Raw genomic sequence first — 12537 nt, 5'->3', positions numbered from 1 at the left:
GGCGATTCAGGATTTGTTCCCTACGACATGTGGTTTCAAGTGTGGGTAGAGGCACCAAATCGTGAATCTGGTCAAGAACTTGAGTCATTTTGAGTGGGGGGTGCTGATTTGGCTCGAATCGCTGTCAATGATTAATTTTTGAAAAACGCCGATATGCCCTATCAGGCGGACGGCGTTTACTTCGGCACACAGGGTGAACGAATCCCGTCCGAATCGCTGATTCAAGCCGGTTGCGGATTTGTTCTCACAAGATCTAGTGGGCTTGCCGCGGGTTTCTGTCTAACCGGACCGGGTGGCTGACGAGGCTTTCGCGATGTCTGACAGGAATGTGTCCCGAAATGGCTCACGGTGGTCCCAAGGTCGGTTTTACAGGTCGCAGCCGCCGTATCGATGCTCCAATTGCTGCGCTGCACCTTTTTTGAAAAGGCTGATACTCTCAGGATTTAAATCGAATTAATGTTCATTTTCCGCCGGTTACGGGCGCAGGCGCAAAAATTTTTTCCAGGTTAAAAAAAGGACATGGCGTCTGGCTCTTTTCAAGTGCGTCCGACCAAAGTAGAAATCTTGCCGAAACAGGCTTTTGTTTTGCGCAAAATTAGGGGGAGAAGGCGTTTGGCGATAACAAAAATTCTCGTTGCTAACCGGTCTGAAATCGCGATCCGGGTGTTCCGTGCGGCCAACGAACTGGGCATGAAGACCGTCGCGATCTATGCCGAGCAGGACAAACTGGCCTTGCACCGGTTCAAGTCCGATGAGGCGTATCAGGTCGGCAAGGGGCTCGGGCCCATCGAGGCGTACCTCTCCATCGACGAGATTATCCGGGTTGCCAAACTCTCCGGCGCAGACGCCATTCACCCGGGTTACGGCCTTCTGTCCGAAAGTCCCGAGTTCGTGGATGCCTGCGAGGAAGCGGGCATCACCTTCATCGGGCCGAAGTCGGAAACCATGCGCCGTCTGGGCAACAAGGTTGCCGCCCGCAATCTGGCCATCGAGGCCGGTGTGCCGGTGATGCCGGCCACCGATCCCCTGCCGGACGACATGGACGAGATCAAGCGCCAGGCGGCCGACATCGGCTATCCGGTCATGCTCAAGGCTTCCTGGGGCGGCGGCGGCCGCGGAATGCGCGTCATTCCGGACGAGGCGACCCTTTCCAAGGAAGTTGTGGCAGCCAAGCGCGAAGCCAAGGCAGCCTTCGGCAAGGACGAGATTTATCTGGAGAAGCTGGTTCAGCGGGCGCGCCACGTTGAAGTGCAGATCCTGGGCGACGGCGAAAACGTGGTTCATCTGTTCGAGCGCGACTGTTCCATCCAGCGCCGCCACCAGAAAGTGGTCGAACGCGCCCCCGCGCCATATCTGTCGGCCGAAAAGCGGGCGGAGCTTTGCGAATACGGGCTGAAGATCGGCCGGGCGGTGAATTACCGCGGTGCCGGCACCGTCGAATTCCTGATGGATGCCGACACCGGCGATATCTACTTCATCGAGGTGAACCCGCGCGTTCAGGTGGAGCATACGGTGACGGAAGAAGTCACCGGCATCGATATCGTGCAGGCGCAGATCAAGATCTGCGAAGGCGAGAAGATCGGCACACCGGAAAGCGGCGTTCCCTCCCAGGACCAGATCCAACTTCACGGCCATGCCCTGCAGTGCCGTATCACGACCGAAGACCCGGAGCAGAACTTCATACCGGATTACGGCCGCATCACCGCCTATCGCGGAGCCACCGGCTTCGGCATCCGCCTGGACGGCGGAACGGCCTATTCCGGCGCGGTCATAACCCGTTTCTATGATCCGCTTCTGGAAAAGGTGACGGCCTGGGCGCCGACTGCCGAAGACGCCCGCAAGCGCATGGACCGCGCCTTGCGCGAATTCCGCATCCGCGGCGTGGCCACCAACCTGGTGTTCCTGGAGAACATCATCAGCCATGCCGATTTCAAGGCCAACAATTATACAACCCGTTTCATTGACGAGACGCCGGCGCTATTCGAACAGACCAAGCGTCAGGACCGGGCGACCAAGCTTCTGACCTATATCGCCGATGTTTCAGTGAACGGGCATCCGGAAACCAAGAGCCGAGCCCGTCCGCCGAAGGATGTCGCCGCGCCCGTCATCCCGAATTTCGGCGACGCCAAACCATCCGGCACACGCCAGCTTCTGGACGAGTTGGGGCCGAAGGGCTTTGCCGACTGGATGAAGGACCAGACGCGGACGCTGGTGACCGACACGACCATGCGCGATGCGCATCAGTCGCTGCTGGCCACCCGCATGCGCACCCACGACATCATCAACATCGCGGACGCCTATGCAGCCGGCCTGCCGAGCCTGTTCTCGCTGGAGTGCTGGGGCGGGGCAACCTTCGACGTCGCCATGCGCTTTCTGACCGAAAGCCCCTGGGAGCGCCTGCACAAGATCCGGGAAAAGGCGCCGAACATCCTGTTGCAGATGCTGCTGCGTGGTTCCAACGGCGTCGGCTACACCAACTATCCGGACAATGTGGTCAAGTATTTCGTGGCGGAAGCTGCGGAAAACGGCATTGACCTTTTCCGCGTGTTCGACTGCCTCAACTGGGTGGAGAACATGCGTGTTTCCATGGATGCGGTCCAGGAAGCGGGCAAGCTTTGCGAAGGCGTGCTCTGCTACACCGGCGACATGCTGGACAGTGCCCGGCCGAAATACGACCTGAAATACTACGTCGGCCTCGCCAAGGAACTGGAAGCCGCCGGCGCGCATATCCTGGGCCTCAAGGACATGGCCGGCCTGTTGAAGCCGGAAGCCGCCAGGGTTCTGATCCGGACCTTGAAGCAGGAAGTCGGCCTGCCGATCCACTTCCACACGCATGATACCTCGGGCATTGCCGCGGCCACTGTTCTGGCTGCGGTCGAAGCGGGGGCGGATGCGGTGGATGCGGCCATGGACGCGCTGTCCGGCCTGACGTCCCAGCCATGCCTCGGCTCCATCGTGGAAGCCCTGCGCGGGTCTGAGCGGGACACCGGTCTCGATGCCAAGACCATCCGCCAGATCTCGTTCTACTGGGAAGCCGTGCGCACCCAGTACCGGGCCTTCGAAAGCGATCTGCGCTTCGGCGCGTCGGAAGTCTACCTGCATGAAATGCCGGGCGGCCAGTTCACCAACCTCAAGGAACAGGCCCGTTCGCTCGGACTGGAAACCCGCTGGCACGAGGTCGCGCAGGCCTATGCCGACGTCAACATGATGTTCGGCGACATCGTCAAGGTGACGCCGTCTTCCAAGGTCGTCGGCGACATGGCTTTGATGATGGTCAGCCAGGGGCTGAGTGTGGCGGAAGTCGAGGATCCGGCCAAGGACGTGGCGTTCCCGGACAGCGTCGTCAAGATGCTGCACGGCGATCTCGGCCAGTCTCCCGGCGGATGGCCGAAAGCCCTTCAGAAAAAGGTTCTGAAGGGCGAGGCTCCGATTACCGTTCGTCCGGGTTCTCTCTTGAAGGAGGCCGATCTTGATGCGGAGCGCAAGACGGTTTCGGAGAAAACCGGCCACGACATCAGCGACATCGAGCTTGCCTCCTATCTGATGTATCCGAAGGTGTTCACCGACTTCGACAAGGCCCAGCAGCAATACGGTCCGACCTCCGTCTTGCCGACCCCGGTCTATTTCTACGGTCTTGAGCCGGGCGACGAGATCTCCGTCGACCTGGAAGCGGGCAAGACGCTGGTGATCCGCTGCCAGGCGATTGGCGAAACCGACGAGAAGGGCGAGAAGAAGGTGTTCTTCGAGCTCAACGGCCAGCCGCGCATCATCAAGGTTCCGGACCGTGCCCACGGCGCAACCGGTGCCGCCACGATGCGCAAGGCAGAGGACGGCAACGCCGCCCATGTCGGTGCACCAATGCCGGGCGTGATCTCCACGGTGGCTGTCACTACCGGTCAGGACGTGACCGCAGGCGATGTGCTGGTCTCGATCGAAGCCATGAAAATGGAAACCGCGCTTCACGCCGAACGCGATGGCAAGGTGAAGGAAGTTCTGGTTTCACCGGGCTCCCAGATCGACGCGAAGGACCTTCTGGTCGTCTTCGAAAGCTAGACCGCTTGCGACACCTTTTTCAAAAGCCGCCCGGAGCGATTTCGGGCGGCTTTTTGTTTCCCTGGCGTCCGTCATTTGGGGGGAGAGGCGCAGGCGAGTCCGGTGATGTTCCGGTTATTAGTGTTGCCGAATTCGAGGCGTCTGAGCCTCCGCCAGTGTCATTCCGGACAAGTGCAACACCGTTGCACGTAGATCCGGAATCCAGACATTTGTCGCGCTGAAAGCGCGTCGATAGTCCAGCTTGAGTGTTTGGTGTTCGCTGCGCTCACGCTGATGTCTGGATTCCGGATCAGCGCTCGGCTGTGCCTCGCTTGTCCGGAATGACAGTGGATGTGGCTCAGGATTATGTTAAAGACCTGTCTTGACGGGCTTTTTCGATGGCCTCCCGACTACAGATTGTCATCCCGGGCGAAGCGTATCGCAGACCCGGGATCCAGTATTCCCGGCCAAGTGCAAATCGCGTGCGCCCTGTCTTTTCCTGGGGCATCGCCCGCATTTCCGGTGAAAACGTGTGTGGGGAAACAAAAGACGATAGTCGAGCTTCTTCGAATGCTGGCCTAGAAGCTGCTCAGCTTTTCGCTAGGCTGAAGGCTGAAGTTGTTTCGATAGTCCAACTTTTTCCATCTCTATCTTCAGGATCGGGTCGAAACTGATCTGCCGCGACTCTTCCCGGTATCCGAGGTGACGATAAAGCCTGAAGGCGCGGGTGTTGAGCGCGGCGGCCTGGATGTGGGCAACAGGGTAACCGCGGTCGAGGATCTCTGTTTCCAGCGCATTGACCAAGGCTGAGCCAACACCGCGTCCTTCGAACGCCGGAGCGACCCAGATGTCGGAAATAGTGTCGTCTGCGTGTTCGCAGGCGCCGATGCCGACAGGGTCGCCGTTGATTGTCGCGACGATCACCGCAGGCCCGAGTGTCTTGAGGAAGGGAAGAAACGGATTGTCAGCAAGGATCCCCTGACGGACCTTGTCCGGGACAAGAGGAGCGATGCCGTTCAGCCAAGCCTTTAGGCCAATGCGAGCCAGGGTTTCTGTTTCTTCTGGCCGGGCGTTGTGAAGGTGAATGGCTGGACGGTCCAAAGCGTGTGTCACTCCCGCTCCTGAATGATTGCCAGAAGCTTGCGGTTTCGGTTTTTCCGCATAGTCCGCCTCAACCTGAAGAGCCAAGCAAGCGCAGCGAACACTTGGGTTCGAATATGGACGCGCTTTTAGCACGAAATATGTCTGGATTCCGGATCAGCGCTCGGCTCCGCCTCTCTTGTCCGGAATGACGGGGAAGGCAGCTCAGGACCGCGCTAAAGGCCTGTCTCGGCCCGCTTTTCCGGCGGCCTCCAGACTACAGATTGTCATCCTGGGCGAAGCGTAGCGCAGACCCGGGATCCAGTATTCCCGGGCGGGCTTGGTACGGAGACAGGCTATGAGGCATGCTTGGGTCCCCGTTTTCGCGGGGATGACAATGGTGGAGGCGCCTGACAGCGCAAAAGCAATCTCCTGGCAAGCCCTTGGTCTGAAATACCGGTTATTCAGCCGCCTTCATCAGATCATGGCGAACCGGGGCGGCGGCTGTGCCGATCCAGAGGTCCAGGAACCGGTCGAGCCATTTCCGGACGGCGGGGTCGTAGACGAAGCGGCCGGCGAAATGGTCGCGGCGTATCTGTGCGCCGGGCAGTTCCATGCGCGGTGCGCCTTTGGTCGTCCAGCGGACCATCATCTGGTGGGTCAGTTCGGGGTGAAACTGTATGCCGTAGGCGCAGGAACCGACGCGGATCGCCTGATTGGGATAGGTCGGCCCGGAGGCCAGAAGATCGGCGCCGCGGGGCAGGTCGAACCCTTCCCGGTGCCATTGATAGACCTTCTTCGGCCAGTCCATCAGGGATTTTCCGGCATCGGTCGGCTTCAGCGGATAATAGCCGATCTCCACCAGGCTTTCATGGTGGCCGGTAACCGTACCGCCAAGATGTCTGACCATCATCTGCGCGCCAAGGCAGATGCCGAGAAAGGGTTTTCCCTCCGCAAGCGGAACACCGATCCAGTCGATCTCCTTCTGAATGAAGGCGTCAGGATCGTTCGCGCTCATCGGGCCGCCAAAGATAACGGCGCCGGCATGGTTTTCCATGGTGTCTGGCAGAAGGTCGCCGAACCGGGGCTTGCGGATGTCGAGCGCGAAGCCGCGCTTTACAAGCTCAAGACCCACCCGTCCGGGTGAGGAATGCTCCTGATGCAGGATGATCAGGACTTTCGGTCGGTTCTTCACGGGATCGGACTGAAAAAGCATGGACTTAATATGAGGGAGGTCGGCACGAAAATCGAGTCCCGTTGCCGCATCATCCTGCATAAATACGCGCCCGGCCTGATTATCGCGTGGGCGTTCAGTCGGCTTCGTCGGTTTCCGGAGCCGTCTGGGCTACCTTGTGCCGCAAGTTCATCCTGTCGCGCGTGGAGACGCCCAGAAGTTCGGCGACCCGCCAGATGGTGTTGTCCTCAAACTCGTGGACATGGCCGTCAGCATAGACAATTTCCCACATCATCTCTACGATGGCGAGGCGTTCCTCTTCATCGGTGGTACGCTTGAGCACCGAGGTGAAGCCGTAAAGGTCGACGGCTTCCTCGTCCCGCTGCTTGGCAGCGGCAATCAGCTCGGTCGTCTCCTTATCGGAAAGATCATAGTGGTTGCGCAGGATCTCTCGCAGCTTCGCGCTTTCGCTTTCCTCGATCACGCCGTCGATGTCGATCAGGTGAAACAGCAGGGCCGCGGCGGCCAGACGCTTGTCATCTTCGGCGAAAGTCTTTTCTCCGCTGTCGCCAAAGGTGAGTTCCCGGACAAAACTTTTCAGCGCATTGAGCATGTCAGTCATTCCTGTTGCCTGGCCCCCCAAACAGGCCAGTTTTATTGCTATACCATTCCCTCTTTTCCATCAAAGGGTTGTTGTCGGCTTTCGGTCACTGGACATGGGAAGACAATCCGGCATTTCCAAGTCAACTTTTTGGAACTGTTCTAAACTATTGATTTTTTTGGAATTATAACTTGACTTTCTGCCTCATGAAATGTTTTCCCTCTCCTTGTTGGGCGTGGTTCCACGTCGCAAAATCATTCAGGTTTCGCCCAGGGCAGGTCCATGCGCACCGAGGGCGGCACAGTTTACGGGATGGATCTATGAATACCTTCAAGCTTGGCCTTCTGGCCGCTTCCGCCCTTTTCGTCACACCGGCATTAGCCGCGGCTCCTTCCGACATTCTGTCGACCTACGGCGACATCGCCCAGGCAAAATATGCGGACTCCCTGGCAACGGCCAAGTCGCTCAAGACCGCCATCGACAAGCTGGTGGCCGAGCCGACCGAGGCCAACCTGGAAGCGGCGCGCACCGCCTGGAAGAAAGCGCGTGATCCCTATCAGCAGACCGAGGCATACCGTTTCGGCAATGCCATTGTCGATGACTGGGAAGGCAAGGTGAATGCCTGGCCGCTTGATGAAGGCCTGATCGACTATGTCGACGCGTCCTACGGTGATGAATCGGAAGAAAACGACTTCTACGTCGCCAACGTGATTGCCAATCCGTCGCTCAAGGTGGGTGGTGAAACCATCGATGCCACCGAAATCACGCCGGCTCTTCTTGCTGATACGCTGCAGGAAGCCGGTGAAGTGGAAACGAATGTGGCCACTGGCTATCACGCCATCGAATTTCTGCTGTGGGGGCAGGACCTCAACGGTACCGATGCAGGTGCGGGCGAGCGGCCGGCAACCGACTTCGATCCGGCCAACTGCACCGGCGGCAACTGCGAACGCCGCATCCAGTATCTGCAGGCCGCAACCGATCTGCTGATTTCCGATCTTGAGGAAATGGCTGCTGCCTGGGCTCCGGACGGGGCTGCACGCGAAGAACTGGCGAGCAAGGGTGAGGCCGGTGGGCTTGCCACCATCCTGACCGGCATGGGCTCTCTTTCCTACGGTGAGCTGGCTGGCGAGCGCATCAAGCTTGGCCTGATGCTGCACGATCCGGAAGAAGAACATGACTGCTTCTCCGACAACACCCACATGTCGCATTACAACGACGTGGTCGGTATCCGGAACGTCTATTTCGGCTCCTACGAGAGCCCGGTTGGCAACGATGTGTCCGGTGCGTCCCTCGCCGAACTGGTGGCGGAAAAGGATCCGGCGCTGGCAGAGGAAATGAAGACGAAACTCGACGCCACGCTGGCGGCTTTCGAAGCTATGAAGGCGCGGGCCGAAGCCGGTGAAGCCTACGACCAGATGATCGGCGAAGGCAACGAGGAAGGCAACGCCGTCGTCCAGGCAGCAGTAGACGCCCTGATCGACCAGACGGCCTCCATCGAGCGTGTGGTGAAGGTTCTCGAGCTCGATGATATCGCGTTCGAAGGGTCGGACAGCCTGGACAACCCGGGCGCTGTTTTCGAATAATCGAACAAATCGTCAGGCGGCTCCAGCCGCCTGACAGCTTGTCCGCGAATTGGGGCTCGCGGATCACAGTCAGGATGCGAATATGAGACTGGTCCCCAGACTGGGCGCCAAGACAGGCGTCTTTTTGTGTTTCTGCCTCGCGGCAGGCACAGCCCTTTCAGACGATACGCTATCTTACCGCGACGATTTATCGGCAAAAGACCGGCTCAAGGCCGCTAAGGTTCTGCAGCCACCGGCCGATTTCGAAGCCGCCGAAGCCTTCGAGCTCATGCAGGGCGGAGCCGGGACGTCCCGAAAGCGGATCAACCGGGATGCCTATTCCCACTCCAACGCCAATCTGACCTTCGAGGAACAGGCCACCTTCAAGGTGGGCAACGGCCTGTTCAAGAAACTCTGGGCTTCTTCCCCTTCGTCGACGCAGGCATCCGACGGCCTCGGGCCGCTCTACAACGCGCGCTCATGTCAGGGCTGTCATCTGAAGGACGGCCGGGGCCGGCCGCCGCTGCCGGGCGAAGACGCTGTTTCCCTGTTCCTTCGCCTGTCCATTCCGCCGCAAACCGAAGGGCAGCGCCAGGCGCTGGCCGATCGCGACATCATGCTTGTGCCGGAGCCGACCTATGGCGGTCAGTTCCAGACTTTTGCGGTGCCGGGCCTGCCAGGCGAAGGTCGCTTCGACATCGAGGTGGAAGAAATCGAGGTTCCACTTGCCGGCGGCGAAACGGCGGTGCTGCAGAAGCCCTTCTACAAGGTCCGGGATCTCGGCTATGGCGAGATGCATCCGGACACCATGATTTCGCCGCGCGCGGCGCCGCCCATGATCGGCCTTGGCCTGGTGCAGGCCATTCATCCCGGTGACATCGAAGCCCTTGCAGATCCCGACGACGAGGATGGCGACGGCATTTCCGGCAAGGTCAGCCGGGTTCGCGACCCTGAAACCGGTGTGCTGACGCTCGGCCGTTTCGGCTGGAAAGCGTCCAAGCCTTCGATCCGTGCCCAGTCCGCTGCTGCGTTTTCCGGAGACATCGGTATTTCCACGCCGCAGATGCCGGACAATTACGGCGACTGCACAGATGCGCAGGCCGCCTGCCGGGCCTTGCCGCATGGGGAACAGGCGAACCTCGGCGTTTCGGAAGCTCCGGATCCGGTAATGGATCTCGTCACTTTCTATTCCGAGAACCTGGCCGTGCCGATGCGCAGGGACGTGGAAGATCCCGAGGTGCTGAAGGGCAAGAAGGTATTTTATGAGACCGGCTGCCCGGCCTGTCACCGGCCGAAGTTCGTCACCAGCCGGAAGGCGGAAAATCCCGCGCACCGGTTTCAGTTGATCTGGCCATATTCGGATTTCCTGTTACATGACATGGGAGACGGCCTTGCCGACAACCGCCCGGTGGGTGACGCCGGTGGCCAGGAGTGGCGCACGCCGCCGCTGTGGGGCATTGGCCTGACCGAAACCGTCAACAGTCATACGCGGTTCCTGCATGACGGCCGCGCGCGAAACCTGCTGGAGGCGGTGCTGTGGCACGATGGCGAAGCCAGACAAGCGCGCGATGCGGTTGTTGCGCTTTCGCCGTCTGACAGGCAATCGCTGATACGTTTTCTGGAGTCCCTTTGATGCGCCGTTTGCTCTTCGCCGTTCTTGCCGTTGGTGCTGTCACCATCCAGCCCGCGTTTGCCACGGATTACGAGCCGAAGCTCGATAACCTGATCGAGGCCTATATCAGGCCGCAAACCAGTGCGTTCGCAGAGACTGCGGCAAAGCTTCCGGACGTTGTGCGCGGGGTTTGCGCCAAGGCGGACGCAGCGTCGGTCGAAACATTCGAGGCGGTCTATTCGGAAACGCTGCGCGACTTTGCGCATGTGCACTTTCTGCGGTTCGGCCCGCTGATCGACAACGACCGCCTCAGCCGGCTGGCTTTTCTGCCCGATCCGCGCGGCATCACGCAGCGCCAGATCCGCAAGGTTCTGGCCTCTGAAGACAAGGATGCGCTTTCGGCGGACACTCTCAAGGACAAGAGCGTTGCGGTCCAGGGGCTGACGGCGCTGGAGCTGCTGGCTTTCGACAAGGACAGCGCGGTCCGGTTGGGACAGGCGGGCGACGACAAGGCCTTCACATGCGGATACGCGTTGGCGATTTCGGAAAACCTTGCGGCGATGGCAGGCGAAATCGCGGGAGGCTGGCAGGATCCGGACGGTTACAGCGCTGTGCTCCTGACCGCTGAAGGTGGCAACGAACGGTTTCACACCTCGAAGGAAGCGCTGGAAAGTGTGTTCAATGCGCTGGTGACAGGCTTGATCATCGCCCGCGACCAGGACGTTCTTCCGGCACTTGGAACAGGCAGGGACAAGGCCAAGGCGACGCGGTTTCCCTTTTCGCGCTCCGGCAACAGCGTGGTTTACCTCGTCGGCGAAATGCGCGGCGTTCAGGAGGCGCTTGCCTCTCTTGATCTCATGGATCTGACCCCGAACGATTTCACCTGGATCTATAACGCGGTCGACTTCGAGTTCGACAATGCCATCGGTCTTCTGGAGACACTCGAGCCGCCCCTGCGCCAGTCCTTCGAGGAAGGCGATGCCTATGACAAGGTCGCCGTTCTGGCGATCACCTTGAAATCGCTTCGTGACACGATTGCTCTTGAGCTTGCCGGTGCGCTTAACCTGGCAGGAGGCTTCAATGCGCTCGATGGTGACTAAACCTCTTTCCCGGCGCGGATTTCTGGCGGCGCTGGGCGGCCTTGCCACGTTGCCGGCCTTCTCCGGTTCGACGCTGGCGGAAAGCCTGTTGAGCCGCGAGGCATCTGAAGGCGTGCCGCTGTTCGTGAGCGCCTACAAGCTTGAAAACGGCGATTATGGCGTCGGTGTCGTTGATGATCTCGGGCAGGTTCTGGCCAGGATCACGCTGCCGGGGCGCGGCCATGGTGTTGCGATTTCACCGGACAAAACACGGTTTGTGGCTTTTGCCCGCCGGCCCGGCACATTCGCGGTCGTGGTGCGACCGTTTCAGGATGTGGCGCCGGAGGTTCTGACGGCGGAAGCGGGTCGTCATTATTATGGCCACGGCTGTTTTTCCGCCGACGGCAAGTTGCTGTATGCGGTGGAAAACGACTACGCCACAGCGCGCGGGGTCCTCGGTGTCTACGACATGAGCGGCCGTCAGGTGCAGCGGATCGGCGAGATCGAAACGCATGGCATCGGACCGCATGACATCCTTCTGGCGCCGGACGGACGGACGCTGGTCGTCGCCAACGGCGGCATCATGACCCATCCGGACAAGGGGCGCGAGAAGCTCAATCTCGACACGATGGCGCCAACGGTGGTGTTTGTGGACAGGGAAACCGGCGATCTCCTTGCAAGCCACGCACTGGACGCCTCCCTGCACCAGTTGTCGCTCCGGCACATGGCGCTGGATGGACAAGGGCGCGCGTGGGTCGGCGGTCAGTTCGAAGGCCCGGAAACGGACCTGCCGCCACTGATCGGCGTGTTCTCGAAAGATGAGGCGCCGATCCTGACAGAAATTCCAACCGGGATTGCGTCAGGCCTGCAGAACTACATCGGCTCGGTGACCGCCAACGCCAGCGGCGACGTGATTGCGACCTCAGCGCCCAGAGGTGGACAGACGTTGTTCTGGAATGCCGATACCGGCGCGTTCCTGGGGGCCGAGGCGATTGCGGACGGATGCGGCGTTGCGCCAATCGATCAGGGCAGCTTTCTGATATCCGACGGCAACGGAGCGCTGTCTCTTGTGAGCGACCCCGCGCAGCCGGCGGAAATCCTGGCTCGCCCGCCGGGGATCTCCTGGGACAATCACATGTTTGCCCTGTCCTGAGACAGGGCAACGACTGACGGAACCTTGCACGTGCTCAAGCCGTTTTCTGACTGAATGGTGCCAATCGGCGGCAAATTCGGCAGACTTCCTGCTTTTGTCAAAATCGGCTGGCACATTGGCCGCGTCCGTATGCCGGTCCGGAACCGGGGTGTGGCGCTGTAGACCGATTTGCCGGTAATTGAGCGTTCCGTCTTCTTTCCTGCGAAAGCCTTTGCTTCTGCTTGGGGACGTTCCAGCCCGATTG

The 12537-nt window shown here is 60.1% G+C and carries 8 protein-coding genes; 5 read left to right on the top strand and 3 right to left on the bottom strand.

What is annotated here, in order from left to right:
* Positions 1 to 612: 612 nt before the first annotated feature.
* Positions 613 to 4053 carry a pyruvate carboxylase gene (pyc, locus tag V1T76_RS13290; protein WP_330561133.1) on the top strand — a complete coding sequence of 1147 codons (3441 nt, stop codon included), beginning with the start codon at positions 613 to 615 and terminating at the stop codon, positions 4051 to 4053.
* A 579-nt stretch (positions 4054 to 4632) separates the two neighbouring features.
* On the opposite strand, the gene V1T76_RS13285 is transcribed toward pyc, so the two are convergent.
* The 3 genes from V1T76_RS13285 to V1T76_RS13275 all read right to left on the bottom strand — a co-directional run bounded on the left by V1T76_RS13285 (position 4633) and on the right by V1T76_RS13275 (position 6899).
* The gene (locus V1T76_RS13285) at positions 4633 to 5145 is read right to left on the bottom strand and encodes a GNAT family N-acetyltransferase (protein ID WP_330561132.1); all 513 of its coding nucleotides are present in this window, start codon (positions 5143 to 5145) and stop codon (positions 4633 to 4635) included.
* A gap of 427 nt (positions 5146 to 5572) precedes the next feature.
* Positions 5573 to 6328, bottom strand: a complete 756-nt coding sequence (locus tag V1T76_RS13280; RefSeq protein WP_330561131.1) for a glutamine amidotransferase — start codon at positions 6326 to 6328, stop codon at positions 5573 to 5575.
* A 94-nt stretch (positions 6329 to 6422) separates the two neighbouring features.
* On the bottom strand, positions 6423 to 6899 hold the full coding sequence (locus tag V1T76_RS13275) for a tellurite resistance TerB family protein (RefSeq protein ID WP_330561446.1): 477 nt from the start codon (positions 6897 to 6899) through the stop codon (positions 6423 to 6425).
* 308 nt (positions 6900 to 7207) lie between these two features.
* Between V1T76_RS13275 and V1T76_RS13270 the strand changes: the two genes are divergently transcribed.
* The 4 genes from V1T76_RS13270 (at position 7208) to V1T76_RS13255 (ending at position 12293) form a co-directional block, all read left to right on the top strand.
* Positions 7208 to 8470, top strand: coding sequence for an imelysin family protein (locus tag V1T76_RS13270; RefSeq protein ID WP_330561130.1), 1263 nt, complete (start codon positions 7208 to 7210; stop codon positions 8468 to 8470).
* 82 nt (positions 8471 to 8552) lie between these two features.
* Positions 8553 to 10082: a di-heme oxidoreductase family protein gene (locus V1T76_RS13265; RefSeq protein ID WP_330561129.1), complete on the top strand. Its 1530-nt coding sequence runs from the start codon at positions 8553 to 8555 to the stop codon at positions 10080 to 10082.
* Positions 10082 to 11161, top strand: coding sequence for an imelysin family protein (locus V1T76_RS13260; RefSeq protein ID WP_330561128.1), 1080 nt, complete (start codon positions 10082 to 10084; stop codon positions 11159 to 11161). The genes V1T76_RS13265 and V1T76_RS13260 overlap by 1 nt, the downstream gene beginning before the upstream one ends.
* The gene (locus tag V1T76_RS13255) at positions 11151 to 12293 is read left to right on the top strand and encodes a DUF1513 domain-containing protein (protein ID WP_330561127.1); all 1143 of its coding nucleotides are present in this window, start codon (positions 11151 to 11153) and stop codon (positions 12291 to 12293) included. Before V1T76_RS13260 ends, V1T76_RS13255 begins: the two co-directional genes overlap by 11 nt.
* Positions 12294 to 12537 lie beyond the last annotated feature (244 nt).

Source organism: Roseibium sp. FZY0029 (assembly GCF_036350355.1).
Lineage (GTDB): Bacteria > Pseudomonadota > Alphaproteobacteria > Rhizobiales > Stappiaceae > Roseibium.
This window is presented reverse-complemented; position numbering and strand designations above follow the sequence as displayed.

Excerpts from the sequence above, each read along its gene's own strand:
- V1T76_RS13255 (WP_330561127.1), top strand. The coding sequence starts at position 11,151 with ATGGTGACTAAACCTCTTTCCCGGCGCGGATTTCTGGCGGCGCTGGGC.
- V1T76_RS13280 (WP_330561131.1), bottom strand. The coding sequence starts at position 6,328 with ATGCTTTTTCAGTCCGATCCCGTGAAGAACCGACCGAAAGTCCTGATC.
- V1T76_RS13265 (WP_330561129.1), top strand. The coding sequence starts at position 8,553 with ATGAGACTGGTCCCCAGACTGGGCGCCAAGACAGGCGTCTTTTTGTGT.
- V1T76_RS13260 (WP_330561128.1), top strand. The coding sequence starts at position 10,082 with ATGCGCCGTTTGCTCTTCGCCGTTCTTGCCGTTGGTGCTGTCACCATC.
- V1T76_RS13270 (WP_330561130.1), top strand. The coding sequence starts at position 7,208 with ATGAATACCTTCAAGCTTGGCCTTCTGGCCGCTTCCGCCCTTTTCGTC.
- V1T76_RS13275 (WP_330561446.1), bottom strand. The coding sequence starts at position 6,899 with ATGCTCAATGCGCTGAAAAGTTTTGTCCGGGAACTCACCTTTGGCGAC.